This is a genomic window from Pseudomonas sp. NY15374 (assembly GCF_048068255.1).
Taxonomy (GTDB): Bacteria; Pseudomonadota; Gammaproteobacteria; order Pseudomonadales; family Pseudomonadaceae; genus Aquipseudomonas; species Aquipseudomonas machongensis.
Map to the genome: position 1 here is coordinate 64484 of NZ_JBLUPZ010000001.1, position 24757 is coordinate 89240.

General features: G+C 62.4%; 25 protein-coding genes and 2 tRNA genes. 18 read left to right on the top strand and 9 right to left on the bottom strand.

Going from position 1 to position 24757, the window contains the following annotated elements:
• Positions 1-57 precede the first annotated feature (57 nt).
• The 3 genes from ahpC (at position 58) to ACNFHO_RS00470 (ending at position 2667) form a co-directional block, all read left to right on the top strand.
• Positions 58-621: an alkyl hydroperoxide reductase subunit C gene (ahpC, locus tag ACNFHO_RS00460; protein ID WP_004375926.1), complete on the top strand. Its 564-nt coding sequence runs from the start codon at positions 58-60 to the stop codon at positions 619-621.
• Positions 622-746: 125 nt separating this feature from the next.
• Positions 747-2309 carry an alkyl hydroperoxide reductase subunit F gene (ahpF, locus tag ACNFHO_RS00465; RefSeq protein ID WP_416764763.1) on the top strand — a complete coding sequence of 521 codons (1563 nt, stop codon included), beginning with the start codon at positions 747-749 and terminating at the stop codon, positions 2307-2309.
• A gap of 166 nt (positions 2310-2475) precedes the next feature.
• On the top strand, positions 2476-2667 hold the full coding sequence (locus ACNFHO_RS00470) for a hypothetical protein (RefSeq protein ID WP_054892076.1): 192 nt from the start codon (positions 2476-2478) through the stop codon (positions 2665-2667).
• A 1-nt stretch (position 2668) separates the two neighbouring features.
• Here ACNFHO_RS00470 and ACNFHO_RS00475 read toward each other — a convergent pair whose 3' ends face one another.
• From ACNFHO_RS00475 to nhaR, 3 genes are all read right to left on the bottom strand, one after another.
• Entirely contained in the window at positions 2669-3316 is a 648-nt protein-coding gene (locus tag ACNFHO_RS00475; RefSeq protein WP_372822517.1) for a YceH family protein, read from the bottom strand.
• Positions 3317-3383: 67 nt separating this feature from the next.
• Positions 3384-4595 (bottom strand): serine/threonine transporter SstT, encoded by a 1212-nt coding sequence (gene sstT, locus ACNFHO_RS00480; RefSeq protein ID WP_416764764.1) that lies wholly within the window; start codon positions 4593-4595, stop codon positions 3384-3386.
• A 132-nt stretch (positions 4596-4727) separates the two neighbouring features.
• Entirely contained in the window at positions 4728-5621 is an 894-nt protein-coding gene (gene nhaR / locus ACNFHO_RS00485; RefSeq protein ID WP_063545325.1) for a transcriptional activator NhaR, read from the bottom strand.
• Positions 5622-5758: 137 nt separating this feature from the next.
• Here nhaR and ACNFHO_RS00490 point away from each other — a divergent pair, with 137 nt between their 5' ends.
• Entirely contained in the window at positions 5759-5998 is a 240-nt protein-coding gene (locus ACNFHO_RS00490; RefSeq protein ID WP_063545324.1) for a hypothetical protein, read from the top strand.
• Positions 5999-6013: 15 nt separating this feature from the next.
• The gene (locus ACNFHO_RS00495; RefSeq protein ID WP_054892071.1) at positions 6014-6766 is read left to right on the top strand and encodes a TerC family protein; all 753 of its coding nucleotides are present in this window, start codon (positions 6014-6016) and stop codon (positions 6764-6766) included.
• A 62-nt stretch (positions 6767-6828) separates the two neighbouring features.
• Here the strand turns inward: ACNFHO_RS00495 and ACNFHO_RS00500 are convergent, their stop codons facing one another.
• A complete protein-coding gene (locus ACNFHO_RS00500) occupies positions 6829-7008 on the bottom strand; it encodes a hypothetical protein (protein WP_054892070.1) in 180 nt (59 codons plus the stop codon).
• Between the two features lie 159 nt (positions 7009-7167).
• Between ACNFHO_RS00500 and ACNFHO_RS00505 the strand changes: the two genes are divergently transcribed.
• The gene (locus ACNFHO_RS00505) at positions 7168-7905 is read left to right on the top strand and encodes a peptidase C39 family protein (RefSeq protein WP_372822519.1); all 738 of its coding nucleotides are present in this window, start codon (positions 7168-7170) and stop codon (positions 7903-7905) included.
• A gap of 100 nt (positions 7906-8005) precedes the next feature.
• On the opposite strand, the gene ACNFHO_RS00510 is transcribed toward ACNFHO_RS00505, so the two are convergent.
• Complete coding sequence (locus tag ACNFHO_RS00510) at positions 8006-9289, bottom strand: NAD(P)/FAD-dependent oxidoreductase (protein ID WP_065862498.1); 1284 nt, start codon at positions 9287-9289, stop codon at positions 8006-8008.
• Positions 9290-9492: 203 nt separating this feature from the next.
• On the opposite strand from ACNFHO_RS00510, the gene ACNFHO_RS00515 reads away from it, so the two are divergent.
• From ACNFHO_RS00515 to ACNFHO_RS00535, 5 genes are all read left to right on the top strand, one after another.
• Positions 9493-9569: transfer RNA gene (locus tag ACNFHO_RS00515), tRNA-Val, on the top strand.
• A 139-nt stretch (positions 9570-9708) separates the two neighbouring features.
• Positions 9709-9785, top strand: a tRNA-Val gene (locus ACNFHO_RS00520).
• Positions 9786-9965: 180 nt separating this feature from the next.
• Complete coding sequence (locus ACNFHO_RS00525) at positions 9966-12881, top strand: RHS repeat domain-containing protein (protein ID WP_416764767.1); 2916 nt, start codon at positions 9966-9968, stop codon at positions 12879-12881.
• Positions 12882-12985: 104 nt separating this feature from the next.
• Positions 12986-13555 (top strand): SPOR domain-containing protein, encoded by a 570-nt coding sequence (locus ACNFHO_RS00530; RefSeq protein WP_416764769.1) that lies wholly within the window; start codon positions 12986-12988, stop codon positions 13553-13555.
• 265 nt (positions 13556-13820) lie between these two features.
• The gene (locus tag ACNFHO_RS00535; protein WP_063545318.1) at positions 13821-14246 is read left to right on the top strand and encodes a hypothetical protein; all 426 of its coding nucleotides are present in this window, start codon (positions 13821-13823) and stop codon (positions 14244-14246) included.
• A gap of 48 nt (positions 14247-14294) precedes the next feature.
• On the opposite strand, the gene ACNFHO_RS00540 is transcribed toward ACNFHO_RS00535, so the two are convergent.
• A complete protein-coding gene (locus ACNFHO_RS00540; RefSeq protein ID WP_416764770.1) occupies positions 14295-14753 on the bottom strand; it encodes a MarR family winged helix-turn-helix transcriptional regulator in 459 nt (152 codons plus the stop codon).
• Between the two features lie 105 nt (positions 14754-14858).
• Here ACNFHO_RS00540 and ACNFHO_RS00545 point away from each other — a divergent pair, with 105 nt between their 5' ends.
• Positions 14859-15842 (top strand): aldo/keto reductase, encoded by a 984-nt coding sequence (locus ACNFHO_RS00545; RefSeq protein ID WP_414155695.1) that lies wholly within the window; start codon positions 14859-14861, stop codon positions 15840-15842.
• A gap of 48 nt (positions 15843-15890) precedes the next feature.
• Here ACNFHO_RS00545 and ACNFHO_RS00550 read toward each other — a convergent pair whose 3' ends face one another.
• From ACNFHO_RS00550 to ACNFHO_RS00560, 3 genes are all read right to left on the bottom strand, one after another.
• Entirely contained in the window at positions 15891-16856 is a 966-nt protein-coding gene (locus ACNFHO_RS00550; protein ID WP_416764772.1) for an endonuclease, read from the bottom strand.
• Between the two features lie 51 nt (positions 16857-16907).
• Positions 16908-17147: a DUF1654 domain-containing protein gene (locus ACNFHO_RS00555; RefSeq protein ID WP_054892062.1), complete on the bottom strand. Its 240-nt coding sequence runs from the start codon at positions 17145-17147 to the stop codon at positions 16908-16910.
• Positions 17148-17287: 140 nt separating this feature from the next.
• On the bottom strand, positions 17288-18376 hold the full coding sequence (locus tag ACNFHO_RS00560; protein ID WP_054892061.1) for an asparaginase: 1089 nt from the start codon (positions 18374-18376) through the stop codon (positions 17288-17290).
• Positions 18377-18776: 400 nt separating this feature from the next.
• Here ACNFHO_RS00560 and ACNFHO_RS00565 point away from each other — a divergent pair, with 400 nt between their 5' ends.
• The 6 genes from ACNFHO_RS00565 to rbsD all read left to right on the top strand — a co-directional run bounded on the left by ACNFHO_RS00565 (position 18777) and on the right by rbsD (position 24715).
• Positions 18777-19730 carry a sugar ABC transporter substrate-binding protein gene (locus tag ACNFHO_RS00565; RefSeq protein ID WP_054892060.1) on the top strand — a complete coding sequence of 318 codons (954 nt, stop codon included), beginning with the start codon at positions 18777-18779 and terminating at the stop codon, positions 19728-19730.
• A 94-nt stretch (positions 19731-19824) separates the two neighbouring features.
• Positions 19825-21378, top strand: coding sequence for a sugar ABC transporter ATP-binding protein (locus ACNFHO_RS00570; protein WP_416765391.1), 1554 nt, complete (start codon positions 19825-19827; stop codon positions 21376-21378).
• Positions 21375-22370 carry an ABC transporter permease gene (locus ACNFHO_RS00575; protein WP_063545314.1) on the top strand — a complete coding sequence of 332 codons (996 nt, stop codon included), beginning with the start codon at positions 21375-21377 and terminating at the stop codon, positions 22368-22370. The genes ACNFHO_RS00570 and ACNFHO_RS00575 overlap by 4 nt, the downstream gene beginning before the upstream one ends.
• Before the next feature lie 3 nt (positions 22371-22373).
• On the top strand, positions 22374-23396 hold the full coding sequence (locus ACNFHO_RS00580; RefSeq protein WP_063545313.1) for a LacI family DNA-binding transcriptional regulator: 1023 nt from the start codon (positions 22374-22376) through the stop codon (positions 23394-23396).
• 9 nt (positions 23397-23405) lie between these two features.
• Complete coding sequence (rbsK, locus tag ACNFHO_RS00585) at positions 23406-24314, top strand: ribokinase (RefSeq protein WP_416764775.1); 909 nt, start codon at positions 23406-23408, stop codon at positions 24312-24314.
• Positions 24311-24715, top strand: coding sequence for a D-ribose pyranase (gene rbsD, locus ACNFHO_RS00590; protein WP_416764776.1), 405 nt, complete (start codon positions 24311-24313; stop codon positions 24713-24715). Before rbsK ends, rbsD begins: the two co-directional genes overlap by 4 nt.
• The last annotated feature ends 42 nt before the right edge of the window (positions 24716-24757 follow it).

Here is a 24757-nt window from a genome sequence, read left to right on the forward strand (position 1 = left end):
TTACTCCATCGAAAGTTACCCACCCCAAGTTAACTAACCCTCGAAGGAGCGTTTCTCATGCCCATCATCAACAGCCAGGTCAAACCGTTCAACGCCACTGCCTACCACAAAGGCGAGTTCGTTCAGGTAAGCGAAGCCGACCTGAAAGGCAAATGGTCCGTCGTGTTCTTCTACCCGGCTGACTTCACTTTCGTCTGCCCGACCGAACTGGGTGACCTCGCTGACAACTACGCCGAGTTCCAGAAACTGGGCGTCGAGATCTACGGCGTGTCCACCGACACCCACTTCACCCACAAAGCCTGGCACGACACTTCGGACACCATCGGCAAGATCCAGTACCCGCTGATCGGTGACCCGACCCACGTCATCTCGCGCAACTTCGACGTGCTGATCGAAGAAGCCGGTCTGGCTGATCGCGGCACCTTCGTGATCAACCCGGAAGGTCAGATCAAGATCGTCGAACTGAACGACGGTGGTGTAGGTCGTGACGCAGCCGAGCTGCTGCGCAAGGTCAAGGCTGCCCAGTACGTTGCCGCTCACCCAGGCGAAGTCTGCCCGGCCAAGTGGAAAGAAGGCGAAGCCACTCTGGCGCCGTCGCTGGACCTGGTCGGCAAGATCTGAGTCCATGCATCAGTCGAGGGCGGTGAGCAGCCGCCACAGCTGAAGTACTCACTGCCCCGTCAAACGCCCGGGCGACCTCGCCTGGGCGTTTTTGTATCCGAGTTTTGAAAAAGGAATCGCCCCGTATGTTGGACGCCACGCTTAAATCGCAACTGAAAACCTACCTGGAGCGGGTCACCCAGCCGATCGAGATCGTTGCTTCCCTCGACGACGGCGCGAAGTCCCGTGAAATGCACGACCTGCTGGTTGAGATCGCCGGCCTGTCGAACCTCATTACCCTGCGCGAGGACGGCAGCGACGCCCGTCGCCCGTCATTCTCGCTCAACCGTCCCGGGGGCAATATCAGCCTGCGTTTCGCCGGCATCCCCATGGGCCATGAATTCACCTCGCTGGTACTGGCGTTGCTGCAGGTCGGCGGCCACCCTTCGAAGGCCAGCGCCGAAGTGATCGAGCAGATCCAGGCCCTGGAAGGCGAGTTCAACTTCGAGACTTACTTCTCGCTGTCTTGCCAGAACTGCCCGGACGTGGTCCAGGCCCTGAACCTGATGGCGGTGCTCAACCCCAACATTCGGCACGTCGCCATCGATGGTGCGCTGTTCCAGGATGAAGTCGAATCGCGCAAGGTCATGGCGGTGCCGAGCATCTACCTGAACGGTGAAGTGTTCGGCCAGGGTCGCATGGGCCTGGAAGAGATTCTCGGAAAGATCGACACCAGTGCTGGCAGCCGCCAGGCCGAGAAGATCAACGCCAAGGACGCTTTCGACGTGCTGGTGGTCGGCGGTGGCCCGGCTGGCGCTGCGGCAGCCATCTACGCTGCGCGCAAAGGCATTCGTACCGGCGTTGCCGCCGAGCGCTTCGGCGGCCAGGTGCTCGACACCCTGGCGATCGAGAACTTCATCTCCGTGCAGGAGACCGAAGGGCCGAAGCTGGCCACTGCGCTGGAAGAGCACGTCAAGCAGTACGACGTCGACATCATGAATTTGCAGCGCGGTGAAGCGCTGATCCCGGCCGCCGATGGCGGTCTGCACGAAGTACGCCTGGCCAGCGGTGCGTCGCTCAAGGCCAAGACCGTGATCCTCGCCACCGGCGCCCGCTGGCGCGAAATGAATGTCCCCGGTGAGCAGGAATACCGCTCCCGTGGCGTGGCCTACTGCCCGCACTGCGACGGCCCGCTGTTCAAGGGCAAGCGCGTGGCGGTGATCGGCGGCGGCAACTCTGGCGTGGAAGCAGCCATCGACCTGGCCGGTATCGTCGCTCAGGTGACGTTGATCGAGTTCGACAGCCAGCTGCGTGCCGATGCGGTGCTGCAGCGCAAGCTGCACAGCCTGCCGAACGTCAAGGTGATCACCAGTGCCCTGACCAAGGAAGTGCTGGGTAACGGCGAGAAGGTCACCGGCCTGCGCTACGAAGACCGGACCAGCAACGAGATCCACGAACTGGCGCTCGAAGGTATCTTCGTGCAGATCGGCCTGCTGCCGAACACCGATTGGCTCAAGGGCACGGTCGAGTTGTCGCCGCGCGGCGAGATCATCGTCGACGCAAAAGGCCAGACCAGCATCCCTGGTGTGTTCGCGGCCGGTGACGTGACCACGGTGCCGTACAAGCAGATCGTCATCGCCGTGGGCGAGGGCGCCAAAGCTTCGCTGGCAGCCTTCGACCACCTGATCCGGACTTCGGCGCCGGCGTAAGTCAGCGCGGGCCTCATCGCGGGACAAGCCCACCCCACCGGTAAAGCGCAGTTCTCGAGAACTGCGCTTTACCGGTGGGGTGGGCTTGTCCGTGATATGGCCGACCAAACCAAGTATCACCCGAGGGTGTCTATGATTACTGCAGACGCTCCCAGGAGGTACAGTCATGACCCCGATCAGTCGAGAACCCTGGTGGTTGGTGCCACCCAAGCCCGGCCAGCAGGAGCAGGACCTGCACTGGGGCTATCTGGAAATCTATCCCGACGGCCGCACCGTGTTCGTCGACCAGCGCCCCAGCGACAGAGAGTTGGCCGAGCGCAAGAGCTGCCGTAACTTCCCCGAACCCGACCAGCCCTGACTCAGCCCTCGAGCTGAGCCAGCCGGGCTTCCAGTGCCGCGACGCGGGCTTCCAGCGCCTCGATCCGCTCGTCCGAAGCCGCACCTGACGCACTGCGTGAACCACCTTCCTGCTGGCGCGCGGCAAGAATCGCTTCGATCTCGGCCGGATCGCCCAGGGCGTGGGTGTAGCGGTCTTCACGCTGGCCTGCCTGACGTGGCAGGTGCAACGCCAGCCCACGTGAAACCAGGCGTTCCAGCTGATGCTGGACCTGATCGACGTCTTCGAATTCGTGCAGGCGATTGCTGCGGGTCAGTAATTCATTGAGGGTCTGCGGCCCGCGCAGGAACATCAGGCCCATCAGTACCAACTGTGCCGGCACCAGTTCCAGCGCCTTGTCCACCCGATGCTCCCAGCGGTCGGCGCGGCTGCCCATCTGCAGGCGGGCCATGTCCTGGCCTTCGAGTGCACGCAGGGCCTGGCCGACCTGGCCGGGGGAGAGGTTCATCACCGGCTCGCGGCTGGTCTTCTGGTTGCAGGCCAGGACCAGCGCATTGAGTGTTAGTGGGTAGCTTTCCGGGCTGGTGGCCTGCTTTTCGATCAGCGCGCCGAGGATACGGACCTCGATACTGTTGAGGCGGCCTTCGCCTGCGGTTTCGTGTTCTGACATGGCCCTGTCTCGTTACTAGGAAAAGGCCATTAGCCTAGGCCTTGCGTCTGGCATAAGCAATTGCGGCTCAGGCAGCACGCCGCTCCATGGCCTCGCACGCAGCCGCAGTGAACAGTACGTCGGTCGATGAATTGAGCGCGGTTTCCGCCGAGTCCTGCAACACACCGATGATGAAGCCGACGGCAACCACCTGCATCGCAATCTCGCTGGGAATGCCGAACAGGCTGCAAGCCAGAGGAATCAACAGGAGCGACCCGCCGGCCACGCCCGAGGCGCCGCAGGCACAGACCGCAGCCACCACGCTGAGCAGCACCGCGGTCGGCAGGTCGATGGTGATCCCCAGGGTATGCACCGCCGCCAGGGTCAGCACGGTAATGGTGATCGCTGCCCCGGCCATGTTGATGGTCGCACCCAGCGGGATCGACACCGAGTAGGTGTCTTCATGCAGGCCCAGGCGCTCCGACAATGCCAGGTTCACCGGAATGTTTGCCGCCGAGCTGCGAGTGAAGAACGCGGTGATACCGCTTTCGCGCAGGCACAGGAGGGTCAGCGGGTAAGGGTTGCGACGAATCTTCCAGAACACGATCAACGGGTTCATCACCAACGCCACGAACAGCATGCAGCCGATCAGCACCCCCAGCAGGTGCAGGTAGCCGAGCAGGGCATCCAGGCCCGCCTCGGCCAGGGTCGAGCTGACCAGGCCGAAGATCCCCAGCGGGGCGAAGCGAATCACCACGCGAACCAGCTGCGTGATGCCGTTGGACAGGTCGTCGACCACACCGCGCGTTGCCTTGCCGGCCTTGCGCAGCACTATGCCCAGGCCGATCGCCCAGGTCAGGATGCCGATGAAGTTGGCATTGACCAGTGCGCTCACCGGATTGTCCACCGCGCTCAGCAGCAGGCCCTGCAGCACTTCGGTGATGCCACCGGGGGCGCTCAGCGTCGCTTCATGTGCGCTCAACACCAGAGTCGAAGGGAAGGCCATGCTCGCCACCACGGCGACCACCGCGGCACCGAAAGTGCCCAGCAGGTAGAGCCAGAGAATAGGGCGGATATGGGTCTGCTGGCCTTGTTGGTGGTTGGCGATGGAGGCAATGACCAGCACGAACACCAGGATCGGTGCCACGGCCTTGAGGGCCGAGACGAACACCTTGCCGAGGAATGCAAGATCCCGGGCCAGGCTCGGGGCGACCAGCGCCAGGGCGATACCGGCAGCCAGGCCAATGATGATCTGGGTCACCAGGCTGGTGCGGTTGAGAAGGCGAAAAACAGGGCTCATGTGCAGCGGGGTCTCGGGTTTGAACGAACCGCGGACTTTAGCACAGGCACTGTAGGACAGGGCTGACGGTATTGTTCCTCCGACGCACTGCAGCGATCGCGGTGCAATCTGCCAGAAAAAGCCAGCATGGCCTCACCAGTTGAACAGTTCCCTGCGTGCCCCCTCGGTAATCGCCACGATCCCCGGATGCTTGACCTTGCGCTCCACCGAAATCGCATAGAACGACTCATGCACCGCCTCGGTTTGCCCGATCAACTCCACGCCGTATTGCCGACACACCTCATCGGCGATCACGCTTGGTGCCACGAAGATGCCGCTGCCCGATTGCCCGAATGCCTGCATCAAGGCGCTGTCGTCGAATTCCCCGACGATACGCGGCTGCACCTGCTGCTCGGCCAGCCAGCGCAACAGGCGGCTGCGCACCACCGTTTCCTGGCCGGGGATCAGTAGCGGTGCGTCGTTGAGGCAGCCGGGGAAGGGCTGCTTCAACCGAGTGGCAAGTGCCGCAGTGGCAAAAAAGCTCAGGCCGCACTCGCCCAGTTTCTGGCTATAGCCCTTGATGTCCAGATGGCTGGGCATGGGGCTGTCGGAGATCACCAGGTCAAGGCGCTGGATCGCCAGGTCCGCGAGCAGGCGCTCCAGCTTGTCTTCACGGCAATTGATGCGCAGTACTTCGTCAAGCTCCATGGTCGGTGCCAGCAAGCGATAGACGATGGACTTGGGCACCACGTCGGCGACCCCGACGCGGAACAGGATCTGCTCCTGGGGGCCGGCCCGCAGCAGGGTCTCGAGTTCGCTGCCGATCTGGAACATCTGCTCGGCATAGGCGAGGGTCTGCCGGCCGGTTTCGGTCAGCTCCAGTTGGCGACCGACGCGCTGGAACAGCTCCAGGTTGTAGGTCTGTTCGAACAGGCTGATCTGGCCGCTGATAGTCTGCGGCGTGAGATTCAATTGCTCGCTGGCGCGGGTGATGCTGCCAGTGCGGGCTACTACCCAGAAATAGTGAAGCTGCCGGTAGTTGAGCATGGAGACGCTACTCGATTCGTAAAAACCGAAGTATAACCGCTAAAAATACGAATTTTCCTGAACTGTTGTCCTCTCTAGAATTCGACTCCATCAGGCGCGGTGCGCGCGCCAGCCGAATATCGATAAGCGAGGACCCTATGCTACAACTGAAATCCATCGGCACCCCGTTGGTACTGGCGCTGGCGCTGTTGGCCACGGCGGGGTGCGACCAGGCCGAGAAGTCGGCCCAGCAGGTGCTGAACCAGGCTGCCGAATCGGCCAAACAGGCGATCGACAAGACCAACGAGGCGGCCCAGCAAGCGCTGAACGACACTCTTGGTGGCGAAGGGCAAAAGCCCGAGAGCAAGCAAGACAAGAACGACACCCAGGACATCTGAGCGAAGGAACACTAAATGGAATACTTGCTGGAACTTGCCGCGAGCCCCGCCGCCTGGGTCGCCCTGGCTACCTTGGTGGCGATGGAGATCGTGCTGGGTATCGATAACCTGATCTTCATCTCCATTCTCACCAACAAGCTGCCCGAGGCCTACCGCTCCAAGGCGCGACGCATCGGTATCAGCATGGCGCTGATCATGCGCCTGGCGTTGCTCTCTACGGTGGCCTGGATCGTCCAGTTGACGGAGCCGGTGATCGAGGTGTTCGACCACGCCTTCTCCTGGAAGGACATGATCCTGATCGCCGGTGGCCTGTTCCTGCTGTGGAAGGCGACCAAGGAGATTCACGAAAGCGTCGACCCGCATGGTGCGAAGGAAGAGTCCAAGGCCGGCTCCACCGTGACCCTGGGCTTTGCTGCGGCCATCGGCCAGATCCTGCTGCTGGACATCGTCTTCTCGGTAGACAGCATCATCACTGCCGTGGGCATGACCGAGCACCTGCCGATCATGATCATCGCCGTGGTCAGTGCCGTGATCGTGATGCTGGTGGCCGCCGACCCGCTGGCCAAGTTCATCAACGACAACCCTACCGTGGTGATGCTGGCACTGGGCTTCCTGATCATGATTGGCATGACGCTGATCGCCGAAGGTTTCGGCGCCCACGTACCGAAAGGCTATGTGTACGCAGCGATGGCCTTCTCCACGGTGATCGAGATTCTCAACATCATGGTTCGCCGGGCACGCCTGAAGCGCGAGGCGGCGCAAGGCTGACACCAGGCTGAGGTAAAAGAGAAGGGGCTGCCAGGCAGCCCCTTGTTCTTTTGCGGATCAGGTCAATGTGCCCCGGCGTGCCGGCGGGTGCGATGCAGCGGCTGCGGCTTGGGCGTGGTGGCCGCTTGGGTGTGATGCGGTCGGGCATGGCGTCGTGCGATGCGCAGTACCCCCCAGAGCATGGCGGTGGCGACGCTCAACCACATCGCGACCAGCATGAAGATTGCCATTGTCAGGCTCATGTGCGTGCCTCCTTCTCTCGGGACAGCTGTGGGCTGTTCCCTCCAGACACTTACTTAGTCTAGCTGCAGGCGTGTGACGTTCCATTGACCGAAGGTCTATTGCTTGGGTCGTTTCGTTACAAGCCCGAAGCGGGCTATACCCGCGCCGCGCAGGCGCCTATGATCGGAGCCCAGTGCCGGGCGCTGTCTGCCGGGCGTCGAAACAAGCGAGTGTCCATGTCGCAGCATTTCTTCACCTCCCTGAGCCCGCGCCGCCTGCTGGCGGCCTGCCTGGTGGCCGCCAGCCTTGCCGGTTGCGCCGGTTCTCCACCGGCAGCGCTCGACAAACTGCCGCAGCGGGTCGAGATCAGCAGCGTGCCGTTCTATCGTGGTAATGCCAACTTGAGCGGCTCCATGGCCCTGGCCGCCGTGCTTTCGCAGCAGGGCGCGCCGATTACGCCTGGCCTGCTGGACAAGTCACTGAACCTCCCGCAGGGCGCGGCGTCGTTGGAAACCGGTATTCCCCGAGTGGCCCGCGAGTACGGGATGGTGGTCTATCCGCTGGACAAGCGCCTGGATGCCTTGCTCACCCAGGTGGCGGCCGGTCATCCGGTGCTGTTGCGCTACCACGACGGCTCGGCGCTGTGGGGCGAGCCACGCTATGCGGTGCTGATTGGCTACGACCGTTACAAGCAGCGGGTGTTGCTGCGTTCAGGGATGGCCCGGCGGCATCTGCTGGATTTTGACAGCTTCGAGAGTGCCTGGGCCAAGGAGGGGAGCTGGGCTGTGCTGGTACAACCGCCGCAGCGCCTGCCGGCCCAGGTCGATCGCCAGCGCTGGCTGAAGGCCGCCGACGAGCTGGCGCGGGATGGGCAGGAGATTGCCGCGAAGCAGGCGCTGCGCAGCCTAGGGCAGTAGTTGCTGGCGGTACTGATTCCATTTCGCGGGTAACCCCGCTCCCACAGATGCACGTTTGTGGGAGCGGGTTTACCCGCGAAAAGAACAATACGGTGCTACATCAGAACCCCAGGCGATCCCGCAGGCTGTAGTACCACGCGCCAATGGCGCTGAACGGTACGCGCAGCATCTGACCACCCGGGAACGGGTAGTGCGGCAGGCCGGCGAAGGCGTCGAAACGCTCGGCCTGGCCACGCAGGGCTTCGGCCAGTACCTTGCCCGCCAGGTGGGTGTAGGTCACGCCATGGCCCGAGCAACCCTGGGAGTAGTAGATGTTGTCGCCGATACGACCGACCTGCGGCAGGCGCGACAGGGTCAGCAGGAAGTTGCCGGTCCAGGCGTAGTCGATCTTCACGTCCTTGAGCTGAGGGAAGGCCTTGAGCATCTTCGGACGAATGATCGCCTCGATGTTCGCCGGATCGCGTGCACCGTAGACCACGCCGCCGCCGAAGATCAGGCGCTTGTCGCTGGTCAGGCGGTAGTAGTCGAGCAGGTAGTTGCAGTCTTCGACGCAGTAGTCCTGTGGCAGTAGAGTGCGGGCCAGTTCATCGCCCAGTGGCTCGGTGGTGATCACCTGGGTGCCGCAGGGCATGGACTTGGCGGCCAGTTCCGGCACCAGGTTGCCCAGGTAGGCGTTGCCCGCGACGATGATGAACTTGGCGCGCACTTTGCCTTGTGGGGTATGTACCACAGGGTTGGCGCCACGCTCGATGCGGACGGCAGGCGTCTGCTCATAGATGACGCCGCCCAGCGACTCGACTGCAGCGGCCTCGCCCAAGGCAAGGTTCAGCGGATGGATGTGGCCCCCGCTCATGTCGAGCATGCCGCCTACATAGCTGTCGCAGGCCACCACTTCACGGATGCGCTTCTGGTCCATGAGCTCCAGCTGGGTGTGGCCGAAGCGTTCCCACAGGCGCTTTTGCGACTCCAGGTGGCCCATCTGCTTGCTGGTCAGGGCCGCGAATACGCCGCCGTCTTTCAGGTCGCACTGGATGTTGTACTTGGCCACGCGCTCACGGATGATGCGTCCGCCTTCGAAGGCCATCTCGCCCAGCAGTTGTGCCTGCTTGGGGCCGACAGTGCGTTCGATGACGTCAATGTCGCGGCTGTAGCTGTTGACGATCTGCCCGCCATTGCGGCCCGATGCACCGAAGCCGACCTTGGCGGCTTCGACGACGGTTACCTTGAAGCCGTTCTCCAGCAGGAACAGGGCGCTGGACAGGCCGGTGTAGCCGGCACCGATGATGCATACATCGGTCTCCACCTCGCCCTGCAGCGCCGGACGTGGCGGCACCGGGTTGGCCGAGGCGGCGTAGTAGGACTGGGGGTAGGGGGTGTTAGCCATGCTCGGAAAACCTCGTGTTTTATATTTTTAACGAATGTACCGATGCTATCAATAATAATAAACACCCGCTAGTCGTATGGTGAAAATCCTTTACATGAGCGTTACTGCCACCCATGGGCGCAAACATTTTTAGAATCAGTAGGTTAGCTCGAAAAAAACTGTTGACAGGGATTTTCTAGCGCGTAGAATGCGCCCTCATCGACAGGCACATAGCTCAGTTGGTTAGAGCACCACCTTGACATGGTGGGGGTCGTTGGTTCGAGTCCAATTGTGCCTACCAAATCGAAGAAAAGGGGCGATCCGCAAGGGTCGCCCTTTTTTGCGTCCTGGCATAGCTCCAGCCTGCAAAGTTTTTGATTTTTTTGAGAAAAAACGCTTTACAGGTGTGCATTCGATCACTAATATGCGCACCACACGACAGGCACATAGCTCAGTTGGTTAGAGCACCACCTTGACATGGTGGGGGTCGTTGGTTCGAGTCCAATTGTGCCTACCAAATCTGAAAAGGGCGTCCCGAAAGGGACGCCCTTTTTCATTTTCGCCCTTTGAGGTGGCAGCTCTCTCAGGGATGGCTAATCTCGCATTGAATGGTTCGAGAACATCGCCAGGGAGTAGGTAGCGGCATGTGTGAGGCTGCTTGGCGTCTTCCGCCGATCCCAATGAAGGGAGCCTCTCCATGCAGGGTGCCAACGCGTCGCTTCACACGTACACGCCTGAAGTCAGCGTCTCCGATAACCGGGGCCTGATCGTCCGCGATATCCGTTTTCACCGCCATCCGGATAGCCCTGACTCAACGGATTGTCGGGTAACCCACCTTCATTTCAATGCACGTGGCCACCCTGTGCAAAGCATAGACCCGCGTCTGGCCCAAAGCCGGCGTGAGGCACCAGGTGCGCCACCCAATCTGCTGTTGCAGCCTGCTCTGAGCGGCGCGGTGGTACGTTCTCAGAGTGTCGATGCCGGCACGCTGCTTGCGTTGGACGATTGCGCGGGACGGTCACTGATGCGTCGCAGCGGCGTGGGGGTTACCCATCGCTGGAATTACCAGTCGGTAGCCTTTTCAGGGCGATTACACTCACTTGATGAACAGGCAGAGGGCGCCGAGCGTGCAGTGTGCGAGCGCTGGATCTGGGCGCTTGACGGTGCCGTCGAACGTGCGCGCAATCTGCTGGGCGAATGCCTGCGCCACTATGACACGGGTGGCCTGCAGCAGGTGTGCAGCATCGCTTTGACGGGGACGCCACTGCTCGTTGCCCGGCAAATGCTGAGGGATGCCGAGCGGCCTGAATGGCTTGGCGAGAATGAGCAAGCTTGGCAGGCAAAGCTGGAGCCCATCATCCACGTCAGTGGTTGTAGCGCCGACGCCACCGGCGCGGCACTGACGCAAACCGATGCGCGGGGGCATCGGCAGCGCCATGCGTATGATGTGGTTGGCCGCTTGAGCAGCTGTTCGGTGCATGTGCACGGTGAGGAGCAAGAGCGCCGTGTGCTTGAGGCATTGACCTGGACAGCCGTGGGGCAGAAGCAGCGGGAACTGCATGGCAATGGCGTACTGACCCACTATCTATATGAAGCGCAGACGCAACGTGTGTCAGCCATCAAGACGGAACGCCCAGACGGCCATCCGGCAGGGGGCCGATTGCTGCAATACCTGCGCTACGTCTATGACCCCGTGGGCAACGTGGCCAGTGTAGACAACGCTGCGCAGGCTACTCGGTTCTGGCGTAACCAAAAAGTGTTGGCACAGAACACCTTCATCTACGACAGCCTTTACCAGCTGGTGCAGGCGTGTGGCCGGGAATTGGCGGCGCATGGGCAGCAGGGGGTGGGTGTTCCGTCGGCGGTAGTGCCGTTGCCGAGTGGCCCCGAGGCGTTTACCCGTTATCAGCGCGACTACAAGTACGACAGGGGCGGCAACTTGACGCAAATCCGTCACAGCGCGCCGGGCAGTGGCAACAGCTACACCACGGACCTGCTGGTCTCTCCCCATGGCAATCGTGCTGTGCGCTGGCAAGAGGGCCTTGATCCGGGTGATGTCGAACGGATGTTCGACGGCGCTGGTCACGCGCTGTGGTTACAGGCTGGCCAGCCTTTGCACTGGAATCCGCGTGGCGAACTGGGGCGCGTGGTGCAGGTCGCCCGCAGCACGATTGATGATAGTGAGCATTACCGCTACGACGGGGCTGGCAGGCGCCTGTTGAAAGTCACTTCCCGGCAAATCGGTGACGGTATCCAAGAGCGCCGGGTCTTGTACTTGCCTGGGCTCGAGCTGCGCGACCAGGCTTTCGACGGCGCCGCGCAGAAGGCGCTTGAAGTGGTTGCCGTGGGCAGTGCCGGGCGAGGTCAGGCGCGCTTGCTGCATTGGCCCGATGGGTTGACCGGTGACACGCTGCGCTACAGCTTCGACGACCTGTTGGGCAGCAGTCAGCTGGAGCTGGATGAGCAGGGCGAGGTCATCAGCCAGGAAGAGTATTACCCCTATGGCGGTACTGCGGTGTGGACGGCACGTAGCGAGGTGGAGGCGGATTACAAGACCTTGCGCTACTCCGGAAAGGAGTGTGACGCCACCGGGTTGTACTATTACGGGTTGCGGTACTACCAGCCTTGGCTCGGGCGCTGGTTGAGCGCTGACCCTGCTGGTGTCGTGGATGGGCTGAACCTGTATCGCATGGTTCGCAACAACCCCGTCACGCTCAAGGATCAACAGGGATTAGAACCCGTTTACCCGGTGCTATCGGCATTTCTGGCGGATGTCATGACCGATTTGAACCACGATGCCTTGGGCTTCGTCCCGTGGGGTGAGCAACTTGATTCAGCTCCGCCGTGGGCTATCGCCATCTGGGGAGATAACGCCTATGTGTCGACGATGAACAGGCATATGTCCATTCGGCCGCAGGGTGAGCGGGGATTCCCTGATTTCGTAGGTGTTTATGACGGGGGGCGCATTACGACAGAAACGGGGCATTACCGAACGCCGCCAGGTTATGCAGCAGGCATTGAGAACAACAGGCCGCGAATAACCTCGCATGGAAGCACTGCGTCACTGGATTGGCGAATGACAATGTTCAGTGATCCTCATGCGTATATGGCCAAGGTCAATGAATTCTGGAAAATCAATGATCGGGCAGAAAGGGGGCGGGCGGTATTGGCTTTCCTCAAATCGCATTGGGCGCAAGGTCTTGAAGAACTCGCTTCTTCATTCAATGAAAACAGGCCGGCCCTGCTGCTGGAAATGTTCCAGGCCAATGGGCAGTTGCGGGATGTCGAGCAGACGGGCTTTCAGTGGGTGGACCAGTTGTACGCAGAGGCCAATCAAATAATCTATGAAATCGGTGATCGCAAGGTCCTCGCGAAGCGGCAGCAAGCCAAGGCGCTGGCCGAGTTTAAATACAATGCAGTCATGGATATCTACAAAGGGAGAGAAGGCGATCTGCACATGGCGCGTCGATCCGAAGTCGAGGCGCAACTCCCGCCAGTGCCGCGCTTGACTGCACCTGCACGTGGCCTTCCGCGAAGACCGGTGACGACCGTTGCTCAGCCTGGGCGAAAGCCGAATTTTCTTTCCAGAATAAGGAATGCCCTCAAGCATTGATGGTTAGCCAGCTCGGGCCAGGTGCCGCTGCTGCGCCAATCTGACCCTCGGTCTGTGCTGTGCCTCGTGCTAGAATGCGCCCCTTCGAATCTGGAGGTACACGCGTGCGCAAACTGGCAGTGGTATTGGCAGTGCTGGCCCTGGCTGGCTGTGAGAACGAGGTCGAGGCCGTGCACAACCAGGTGGCCGAACACCTGCACAATCCCAAGACGGCCAAGTTCGCCAACGTGCGGATCGACACTCAGGGTTCGATCTGCGGCCAGGTCCGCGGCAAGGATGACGCCGGCCAGTACGAAGCCTACCGCAGCTATGTGGCGATCAAGCACGATGGCCAGTACGAGATCCTGGTCGACGATAGCGGCAACAATCTGCGCATCCGTGAGATCTGCGGCGGTGCCGAGCTGCAGCGCCGTGCCGATGCCCTGGCTGGCGAACCGGCGCCGGAAGGCTGGGATGTCGAAGTTGTGCAGGGGCCCAATATGGGCGCACTCACCGACATGACTGCGCGCCTGATCGAAAAAGGCATCCCTTCCTGGGTCGAATACCGCGACGGCAAGCCTGTCGTGCTGATGGGGCCTTTCCCCACCAAGGACGAGGCCGATGCGCGCAAGGCCGACGTCATGGCACGCCTGGGCACGGATTCGATCGTCATTCAGCACGGCGTCAAGCGCTGATACTCCCGCGCCCGGGCGGGGGCGTTGCATAGCCTCGGTCATAGCCCCCAGTACTGCGGCCTCTACTGCCAAGGAGGCCGATCACGCCCGCCTTACCATTCGATAGGCCCCGATAAAGCGACAACGAACCGGCACTGATCTTGTACAAGCGCCATGGCTTTGAAGTCGAAGGACATTTACTGGACTATGCTTTGCGTGACGGCATCCTTGTCGATGCTGTTGCAATGGCGCGTGTGCGACGACGTGCGGGGTGAAAGGAGGGGTCATGTCTAGCCTGGAACGAGCAATCGTGGTGGCGACCAGAGCCCACGAAGGGCAGATCGACAAAGGCGGCGCCGCATACATCCTGCATCCGCTGCGGGTGATGGAGCGGGTCTCGACGCCCGAGCAGCGAATCGTCGCGGTGCTTCACGATGTGCTGGAGGATACGCCGCTGACCCTGTCCGACCTGGCCCGCGAGGGCTTCACTCTGAAAATCCTGGCGGCGCTGCTGGCGTTGAGTCGGCGTGAGGGTGAGCGCTACGAGGATTTCGTCGTGCGGCTGGGCAGTGATCCGCTGGCGCGCGAAGTGAAGCTGGCCGACCTCGCCGACAACAGTGATCTCTCGCGAATCGTATGTCCGGGGCCCGCCGATATCGCCCGGCTGAGCCGTTATCGAGAGGCCAGCGCCTACCTGCAGGCGCTGGCGTGATAGCGCACGCCCTTGGCGGGGGCATCTGGTCACGATACGGGGCCGACTCTACAGGGAGTCAGCTGCTTCAGCCTCCGGGTCATTGAGCGTGCTCATGCACGCATCCATCAGTACATGCAGCGCGCTGATGCGCTCAAGCCCCAGCGCGTCCTGCAATGAGTCTTGGGCCGCCTGCCACGCCTGACTGCCTTCCTCGCGTTTTTCTATCCCGGCCTCGGTGATCTGCACCGCACGGCTGCGCGCATCGCCGCCCGCCGAAATGGTCAGCCAGCCCTGAGCTACCAGCGGTTGCATGTTGCGCGTCAGGGTCGAAGGTTCCATCTGCATGGCCTTGGCCAACTCACCTGGACGCAACGGGCCGAGCCGCAGCACATGGGAAAGCAGGGCGTACTGGGTGTTCTTCAGGCCTATGGCAGCCAAGTGCTGGTCGTAGTGGCGGGTGACCATGCGCGTCAATTGGCGCAGTTTGAGGTTTGTGCAGCCGGAGGGCTTGATTGATGTGTTCATGTGAAATATTGTACCTGCAACATTTGTATATGCAAATGTTCTGTTGGCCGGGGGCGATCAACCCTGGCGCCTGTTGGAACGGTATTCATCGGCTCAGGAGCATCCATGCGCTACACACCCTTTGGCAAGACCGGATTACAACTGTCCCAGCTGGCATTGGGTACAGGCAACTTTGGCACCGCCTGGGGTCATGGCGCCGACCCCGATGCATGCAAGGCGATGTTTGACACCTATCTTGAGGCTGGCGGCAATCTCATCGATACGGCGGACATCTATCAGTTCGGTGAGTCTGAAACGCATCTGGGGCGCTTGCTGGCAGGGCGCCGCGATGAGGTGGTGCTGTCGACCAAGTTCACCCAGGGCGCCTCGCCCACTGCGGGCGTGCTGGCCACCGGCAATAGCCGCAAAGCCATGGTCACGTCTTTGGAGGCCAGCCTCAAGCGTTTGAACACGGACCGTGTCGATCTCTACTGGGCGCACTTCCCCGATCATGTGACCCCGACCGAAGAGCTGCTGCGTGGTCTGGAAGACCTCTCGCGATCAGGCAAGGTGCTGTATGTCGGCCTGTCCAATTTCCCTGCCTGGCGTGTGGCCCATGCGGCCACCTATGCCCAGCTTGCTCGCGCCGTGCCTATTGCTGCTGCACAGTTCGAACACAGCCTGGTGCGTCGCGAATGCGAGCTGGACCTGCTGCCGACCTGTCGAGCATTGGGGTTGGGCATGATGACTTTCTCGCCCTTGGGCGGCGGCATGCTCACCGGCAAGTACCGCCAGGGCGAGGCCGGGCGAGCCCAGGGCCTGGGTGGCAAGGTGTTCCAGGCAGAGAATTCGCCGCAGCGCAGCGCGATCCTCGATGCGCTGCTAGGTGTGGCGCAGGAGCATGGCGTACCGGCAGATCAGGTGGCGATCGCCTGGGCCGCCAGTCACGACACATTGCCGCTGATAGGGCCGCGCTCGCTGGCGCAGTTGCAATCGAACCTGGCGGCGCTTGAGGTGAAGCTCAGCAGCGAGCAGTTGCAGCGCCTGGATGACGTCAGCCAGCTCGTGTCGCTGCCCGTCGAGCGGACTGCTCGCATTCCGGTGGCATGACTGATCTTGCTTCCGGGGCGCCGTAAAGGCGCTCCCGGTTCATGAGGCTCAGCGGCAGTTGCCGGCCTTGCGGTAACCGGCCGCCCGGGCTTGCGACTCGGACTCGAAGCTCACCTGGTTCTTGGCCGACACCTGATTGTAGCCAGGGCAGCCGCTGGGCAGATGGTAGACGTGGCTGTTCTGGTTGCCGATGATCGTGCCCGTCATGCTGGCCTTGGCCAGGGTGGGCTGAGGTGTGGCCTTGGCTGGTTTGGCGGCAACGCCACTGACCACACCGTCGCCGACGGGCTTGTAGCCGACTGTCCAGCGCCGCTCGCCGCTCACGAACGGGTTGGCGTGCCCCATGATGCCGGCGATGCGACGGTCGCGCTCGCGCTCCCAGGTGGTGACCGGATACTGCTTGTCCCAGGCCATCAGTAGTTGTTGCTGCTGGCGAGACATGTTCAGGCCATAGCGATCGAACATATAGAAGGTGGTGCGGGCGACCAGGCCCTTGACTTCATCGCGCGGCTCGGCAGCGCGCTGGTTGAAATCGACGCGGGTCTTGCACTGGCCGTACTGCTGCCCCACACCCGACGCCATGCCATAGTTGAAGTTGCTGCGATCGCCATTCACCTCGCCCACAGCCGGGTACAGGTTGAACAGGTCGGCTTCCATGGCACGGAATACCGGGTCGTCGTCGGCGCAGTGTTCGCGGCCACCGTTCTTCCAGCATTGACGTTGATGACCCAGGGTCCAAGCCGGCACGATGTGTTCCCACTCGGTGCGGTCGGCGCGGGTCTGTTGCTTTCGGGCTTGCAGGCCGCAGGAGGCGGGGTCGATGCGCCCGCCGGACTTGCCCACCCAGGTCCATTTGCAGCCGCAGTAGAGCTCACCCATGGCGCTGCTGGCCTGGTCGAGATAGATCTTCTGTTTGGCCACGACCTTGGCTTCGGCAAAGGTGGCGGGAGGGTTGGCGAGCGCTGGAGTGGCGACGGACAGGAGCAGGGCAACGGCAGACAGCAGTTTTTTCATGGGCGAGCGCAAATCATCTTTCGGTGGAAGAGGCGGGGCGGGGAGGAAGGATCAGTCTTCTTTGGGGACGGTCCAGAAGATCTGGATGCCGCCATCGTCACGGTGGGCGAGGGTGACGTTGTCGTTCTCGGCGATTTCTTCGAGCAGGGTTTCCCAGTCGTCGGGTGACTCGTGCTCCAGGCGGAAGATCAGCGCCGCGCGGCTGCGCTGGGCGGTGGGGCTGTTGATGATCTTCTGGATGCGTACGCCCAGTTGTTCATAACTGCTGGGCGCTGCGGCGGTGCTAGCCATGGAACTTTCCTTATTTTGCTGTATGTGCGTACAGTATTTCACTGTCAGTTTTTTCGCAACAGCATGTCAGGCAAAAAGCATCCAAAGGCTAATGCGGTTGTAGCAGGAGCGGCACAGGGCCGCTCCAACTCAAGCCGGAATCAATATTCCCAGAAGATCCGCTGCAGTTCCTTGCTGTCCTGGGTCTTGGTCATGGCGACCATTGCCAGGATGCGCGCCTTCTGCGGGTTCAGGTCATGGGCCACGACCCAGTCATTCTTGTCGTCCGGCTGTTCGGCGTTACGCAGCACGAAACCGCCCTGGTTGACGTGCGAGGAACGAATGATCTGCACGCCTTCCTTGCGCAGTTCCTGCAGTGCCGGGACTACGCGCGACGACACCGAGCCGTTGCCGGTGCCGGCATGGATGATCGCCTTGGCGCCACCCTGGGCCAGGGCCTTGTAAGCGGTATCGGTCACGTTGCCGTAGCCATAGGCGATGTCCACTTGGGGCAGGCTGCTGATCTGCTTGATGTCGAACTCGGAGTTGCTGGTGTGGCGCTTGGCCGGCAGGCGGAACCAGTACGATTTGCCTTCCACGACCATGCCCATCGGACCCCAGGCGCTCTTGAACGCCTCGGTCTTGATGTTGACCGACTTGCTGACGTCACGACCGGACTGGATCTCGTCGTTCATGGTCACCAGTACGCCCTTGCCACGCGACTGCTTGTCGCCAGCCACGGCCACGGCGTTGTACAGGTTGAGCATGCCATCGGCAGACATCGCGGTGCCCGGACGCATCGAGCCGACGACCACGATCGGCTTGTCGGTCTTCTCGACCAGATTGAGGAAGTAGGCCGTCTCTTCGAGGGTGTCGGTGCCGTGGGTGATGACGATACCGTCGACATCCTTGCTGTCGGCCAGCTCTGCGACACGTTTTGCCAGCTTGAGCAGGTCGTCGTTGCTGATGCTCTCGGAGGCGATCTGCATCACCTGTTCGCCACGTACATTGGCGATGTCGGCCAGTTCCGGCACGCCGGCGATCAGCTTGTCGATGCCCAGCTTGGCAGCTTGGTAGGTCGCGCTGTTGGCAGCGCTGGCACCGGCCCCGGCAATGGTGCCGCCAGTGGCGAGGATGACCACATTGGCGAGCTTCTGCTGTTGTTCTGCTTCCTTGGCGGAAACGGTCATTGGCAGTGCAAGCAGCAGGGCGAGGGCGCCCGGTGCGAAGGTTTTCAGTGCGGTGTTCATTATTTTTTCTTCTCTCTTCCAAATGAGATGTTTATTCGCACAGGGTTGTAGGCAGGTTCCGTACCAAGGGGTGCGGCAGTGGTGAGGCGCAGGGCGAATTGAGTCGGATTTTTCGCGGGCAAACCCGCTCCCAGCGGTGTATGGAGCACTTAACTACGGCGCTGCCATGGTAGGCACGGGCTTTGCCACGAGGCGGGTTGCGGGTGTTTTGCTATTCGGAAATCCGAACAATCTCTACGAGAGCTATTCGGTTTTCCGACTATTTACCGGATAATCTCCGAGCAGTACGACGGGAGCTGGAACCCCGGAAAGTCATTTGACAAAACCTGTTCCTGTTCCCATAGTAAGGTAGCGCAAACGTTTGCGGTCCGATAAAAACCACAAGATTCGGAGTTATCCCATGAAGCTGCCGTTCCCAGGTCGTCTGCTGGCTATTGCCATTCTCTCCTCCCTGTCTCTCGCCATCCCGCTGTCCCAGGCCCATGCCGAGGACAAGCCCAAGGTCGCGCTGGTCATGAAGTCGCTGGCCAACGAGTTCTTCCGCACCATGGAGGATGGCGCCAAGGCCTACCAGAAAGAACATCCCAACGATTTTGAACTTGTCGCCAACGGCATCAAGGACGAAACCGACACCGGCAACCAGATCCGTATCGTCGAGCAGATGATCGCCACCGGCGCCAAGGCCCTGGTCATCGCTCCGGCCGACTCCAAGGCTTTGGTGCCTGTGATCAAGAAAGCCATGGACGCGGGCATCACCGTGGTCAACATCGACAACCGCCTCGACCCCGAAGTGCTCAAGAGCAAAGGTATCAGCGTGCCGTTCGTTGGCCCCGACAACCGCAAGGGCGCGCGTCTGGTTGGCGATTACCTGGTGAAAGAGAAGCTCAAGGCCGGCGATCAGGTTGGCATCATCGAAGGTGTGCCGACCACCACCAACGCCCAGCAGCGCACCGCGGGCTTCAAGGATGCGATGGAGGCCGCGCAGATGAAGATCGTCTCGGTGCAGTCTGGCAACTGGGAGATCGACAAGGGCAACGCCGTTGCCGCCTCGATGCTCAACGAATACCCCGATCTCAAGGCGCTGCTGGCGGGTAACGACAGCATGGCCCTGGGCGCGGTCTCGGCTGTGCGTGCTGCCGGCAAGACCGGCCAGGTACAGGTGGTCGGCTACGACAACATCAACGCCATCAAGCCGATGCTCAAGGACGGCCGTGTGCTCGCCACGCTCGACCAGGCAGCCAGCCAGCAGGCCGTGTTCGGTATCCAGGCGGCGCTGAAGATGGTCAAGGGCGAGAAGCCTGATGTCGATGCCGACAATGTCATCCAGACACCGGTAGAACTGATCACCAAGTGATGCTGGCAGTGCGCTGAGTCCGATGCAGCGGTGGTTCGCCGCTCCCGCAGAGTCAGCGCCAGTTCAAGCAGTTGCAGCGCGTTCCATGAGAGAGGTGGCCATGTCGGCCCATGAATCCGTGCTCAGTGTCACCGGCCTGGGCAAGACGTACGCCCAGCCCGTTCTCGGCGATGTCACGCTAGACCTGCGCGGTGGCGAGGTGCTCGCCCTGACTGGCGAGAATGGCGCCGGCAAGAGCACCTTGTCCAAGCTCATCAGTGGCCTGGAAATCCCCACCACCGGGCAGATGACCTACCGCGGCAAACCCTACAGCCCTGGCAGTCGCAGCGAGGCCGAGCGCCTCGGTGTGCGCATGGTGATGCAGGAGCTCAACCTGCTGCCCACGCTCACCGTCGCCGAGAACCTGTTCCTCGACAACCTGCCCAGTCGTGCTGGCTGGATCAGCCAGAAGCGCCTGCGTCAGTTGGCCACCGCGGCCATGGCCCAGGTCGGGCTGGACGCCATCGATCCGGATACTCCGGTCGGCGAGCTGGGCATTGGCCATCAGCAGATGGTCGAGATCGCCCGCAACCTGATTGGCGACTGCCACGTGCTGATCTTCGACGAGCCCACTGCGATGCTTACTGCGCGCGAAGTGGAGCTGTTGTTCACGCAGATCGAGCGCCTGCGCCAGCGCGGCGTGGCCATCGTCTATATCTCGCACCGGCTCGAAGAGCTGCAGCGTGTATCACAACGCATCGCCGTGCTGCGCGACGGCAAGCTGGTGTGCGCCGAGCCGATTGCTCGCTACAGCAGCAACGAATTGGTCAACCTGATGGTCGGCCGCGAAGTCGGCGAGCACATCGACCTTGGCCGCCGCGAAATCGGTGCGCCGTTGCTCAAGGTCGAACACATGACCCGTGGCGACAAGGTGCGCGATGTGTCGTTCGAGGTCAGGGCAGGGGAGATCTTCGGTATCTCCGGGCTGATCGGTGCCGGGCGTACCGAGCTGTTGCGGCTGATCTACGGTGCCGATCGCGCCGACAGTGGCAGCATCCAGCTCGGACGCCCGCTGCAGCCTGTGGTCATCGACTCGCCCAAAGCCGCTGTGCGCGCCGGTATCGCGCTGATCACCGAGGACCGCAAAGGCGAAGGCCTGCTGCTGCCGCATTCGATCAGCGCCAATGTCGCCCTGGGCAACCTGGGTGCGGTATCGCGGGCCGGCATCCTCGACGCCACTGCCGAGCGTGAGCTTGCCGAGCGGCAGATCAGCGCCATGCGTATCCGTAGCGCGAGCTCCGCCCAGGCGGTCGGCGAGCTGTCCGGTGGCAACCAGCAGAAGGTGGTGATCGGTCGTTGGCTGGAGCGCGATTGCCAGGTGCTGATGTTCGATGAACCCACCCGCGGCATCGACGTCGGCGCCAAGTTCGACATCTATGGGTTGCTGGCCGAGCTTGCCCGCCAGGGCAAGGCCCTGGTGGTGGTGTCCAGTGACCTGCGCGAGCTGATGCTGATCTGCGACCGCATCGCCGTGCTTTCCGCTGGCCAACTGATCGAGACCTTCGACCGTGATCGCTGGAGCCAGGACCAGATCCTTGCCGCCGCCTTCGCCGGTTATCAGAAACGTGACGCACTGCTGCATGACGCAGCTCCCAGGATGGATGTATGAAGACCCCCTCCCTCGACTCCGCCGGCAGCACGCCGGCCCGCCGCAGCGGCACCTATTTCGGCCTGGGCACCTACCTGGGGCTGGCCGGCGCCTTGCTGGCGATGATCGTGCTGTTCTCGTTCCTGAGCAGCCACTTCCTCTCGTACGCCACCTTCAGCACCCTGGCCAACCAGATACCCGACCTCATGGTGTTGGCCGTCGGCATGACCTTCGTGCTGATCATCGGTGGTATCGACCTGTCGGTCGGTTCGGTACTTGCCCTGGCCGCCTCGACCGTCAGCGTCGCCATCCTCGGCTGGGGCTGGAGTGTGCTGCCTGCCGCGCTGCTGGGCATGGCCATCGCCGCCCTGGCCGGTAGCATCACCGGCGCGGTCACCGTGGCCTGGCGCATTCCGTCGTTCATCGTCTCGCTCGGCGTGCTGGAAATGGCCCGCGGCCTGGCCTACCAGTTCACCGATTCACGCACCGCCTATATCGGCGACGCATTCTCCTGGTTCTCCAACCCGATCGCCTTCGGGATCTCCCCCGCATTCATCATCGCCTTGCTGGTGATCGTGCTCGCCCAGCTGGTGCTGACCCGGACCGTGTTCGGTCGTTACCTGATCGGCATCGGCACCAATGAAGAGGCCGTGCGCCTGGCAGGCATCGATCCGCGTCCGTACAAGATCGGCGTGTTTGCTCTGATGGGGTTGCTGGCCGGTCTGGCCGCGTTGTTCCAGATTTCCCGCCTTGAGGCCGCTGACCCGAATGCGGGCTCGGGCCTTGAGTTGCAGGTGATTGCCGCCGTGGTGATCGGCGGCACCAGCCTGATGGGCGGGCGAGGCTCGATCATCAGCACGTTCTTCGGTGTGCTGATCATTTCCGTACTGGCTGCAGGCTTGGCGCAGATCGGCGCTTCCGAGCCAACCAAGCGCATCATCACTGGCGCTGTGATCGTCATCGCCGTGGTCCTCGATACCTATCGCAGCCGGCGTGCGACCCGGCGGAACTGACCCATGGCAACCATCAAAGACGTCGCGGCACTGGCGGGTATTTCCTACACCACTGTGTCCCATGTATTGAACAAGACCCGTCCGGTCAGCGAGCACGTGCGGCTGAAGGTCGAGGCCGCCATCGCCGAACTGGACTACGTGCCCAGCGCCGTGGCCCGCTCGCTCAAGGCGCGCAGCACCGCGACCATCGGCTTGCTGGTGCCCAGCAGCGTCAACCCGTACTTCGCCGAGCTGGCGCGCGGTATCGAGGACGGCTGCGAGCGCAACGGTTATTGCGTGATCCTGTGCAACTCGGACGATGATCCGAAGAAGCAGCGCAGCTACCTGAGGGTGCTGCTGGAAAAACGCATCGATGGCCTGATCGTCGCCTCGGTGGGCGAAGACCGTGACCTGCTCGAAAGCCTGGCTGCCGTGCGCACGCCAATGGTCATCGTCGACCGAGCCCTCGAAGGTGTCGATGCCGACCTTGTGCGTATCGATCACGAGCTGGGGGCCTATCTGGCTACGCGCCACCTGCTTGAGCTCGGCCATACCGACATTGCCTGCATCGGCGGTCCGGCCGAGACTGGCGTCAGCCAACTGCGTGTGACCGGTTTTCGTCGCGCCATGGCCGAAGCCGGGCTGGACGTGGCCGCCGATCGCGTGCTGCATAGCGACTTTACCAGCCCTGGTGGGCACGCAGCGGCTGCGCAGCTGCTCGAAGACAGGCCGCCGACGGCGATCTTTGCGGGCAACGACATGATCGGCTTCGGTGTGTTGCGTGCTGCGGCCGAGCGCAATATCGACGTCCCTGGCCAGCTATCGGTAATCGGCTTCGATGACATCGAGCTGAGCCGCTATGTGTATCCGCCGCTGACCACTGTCGGCCAATCGATCCGTGAGCTGGGCGACAGCGCTGCGCAGTTGCTGCTGTCGCGCATCGCCACACCGCGCCGCGATACGGCGCAGCAACGTATCGTCGCGCCGCGTATCGTGCTGCGCGAATCCACCGGGCCGCGCCCGGACCTGTTCAATGATTACCGCTAAGGAAGACCCATGCATGCCAAGGTCGTAGTGGTCGGCAGCCTCAACATGGACCTGGTGGCCCGTGCCGAGCGTCTGCCGCGTGGCGGCGAAACCCTCGCCGGCGACAGTTTTTTCACCGTGCCCGGCGGCAAGGGTGCCAACCAGGCCGTCGCTGCCGCGCGCCTGGGGGCGAGCGTGGCCATGGTCGGCAATGTCGGCGATGACGCCTATGGCCAGCAGTTGCGCCATGCCCTGGAGAGCGAGAGCATCGATTGCCAGGCAGTGGGCGTCTGCGCGGGCGTGTCCAGTGGCGTGGCGTTGATAGTGGTGGATGCCGCTAGCCAGAATGCCATCGTCATCATCCCGGGCGGCAATGGCCTGTTGATCCCCGAGTCGGTGCAGCGCTTCGACGCGTTGCTGCAGAACGCCGGCGTGATCATCTGCCAACTCGAAGTGCCGCCTGCCACCGTGGCCTGGACGCTGGCTCGCGGTCGTGAGCTGGGCAAGACGGTCATTCTCAACCCGGCTCCGGCGACGGGGCCGCTGCCCAGGGAGTGGTTCGCCCATATCGACTACCTGATCCCCAACGAGAGCGAAGCCGAGGCCCTGACCGGCCTGCCGGTGAACAACATCGACAGCGCCCGCCAAGCCGCCGAGCGTCTGCGCGAATGGGGCGCGGGCAAGGTGATCGTCACCCTGGGCGCTGAAGGTGCATTGTTCGTCAGCGAGCATGGCAGCCGTCATTTCCCGGCGACCAAGGTTAAACCGTTGGACACCACGGCGGCAGGCGACACCTTCGTCGGTGGCTTCGCAGCGGGGCTTGCCTGTGGGCTGGGGGAGGGCGAGGCGATCGTGCGGGGGCAGCGTGCTGCAGCCATCTCGGTCACCCGTGCAGGGGCGCAGCCATCCATTCCCTTCCTCAAGGAGTTGGCGCCATGAAGAAGACCGCGCTGCTCAATATCGCCCTCTCGCGCACCATTGCCGGCTTGGGCCATGGCGACATCCTGGTGATCGGCGATGCCGGCCTGCCGGTGCCGCCAGGGGTGGAATTGATCGACCTGGCATTGACGCCGGGCATCCCGGGCTTTGCCAGCGTGCTGCGCGTGGTGCTCAGCGAGATGCAGGTGGAGCGGCACGTGTTGGCCGACGAGATTTTCAGCGCCGCACCGCCCGGGCTGGTGGAGGTCGAGGAGCAGCATGCGCTGGGCTTGCTCGGTGAGCGTGAGCGCATGCCTCACGAGGCGTTCAAGGTCTTGAGCCAGCGGGCGCGGGCGGTGATCCGCACCGGGGAGTGCAAGCCCTACAGCAATATCGCGTTGATCGCGGGCGTCACGTTCTAGGTAGAGGGCGCTTTTACCGGCCCGCCCACCCGAAACAGACCA